This is a genomic window from Candidatus Frankia alpina (genome assembly GCF_902806485.1).
GTDB lineage: Bacteria > Actinomycetota > Actinomycetes > Frankiales > Frankiaceae > Frankia > Frankia alpina.
Map to the genome: position 1 here is coordinate 1 of NZ_CADCWT010000660.1, position 223 is coordinate 223.

The 223-nt window shown below is 72.6% G+C and carries 1 protein-coding gene; it reads right to left on the reverse strand.

Going from position 1 to position 223, the window contains the following annotated elements; translation table 11 throughout:
• Positions 1-205, reverse strand: a 205-nt coding sequence (locus G6R25_RS25795) for a hypothetical protein (protein ID WP_205447490.1), incomplete at its 3' end; no start/stop codon positions are given.
• Positions 206-223 lie beyond the last annotated feature (18 nt).

Genomic DNA, 223 nt, shown 5'->3' on the forward strand with positions numbered 1-223 from the left:
CGGGGTCCGCAGGGATCCGCGACGCCGTCCACGAGGACGACACGCCGTCGGTGGCCTGGCGAGTAGCCAGGGTAAGGACCGCCCAGCCACCCCGCGCCCCACCGGTAATCCGCAGCCGCAACGCAGTCCTAGCGCCAAGGAGCGCCCGGACGCTGTCGGCCTTGGCGGCCAGGGCCTTGACGGTCCAGGTGCCGTCCAGACGCACCTCGCAGCGAATCCCACC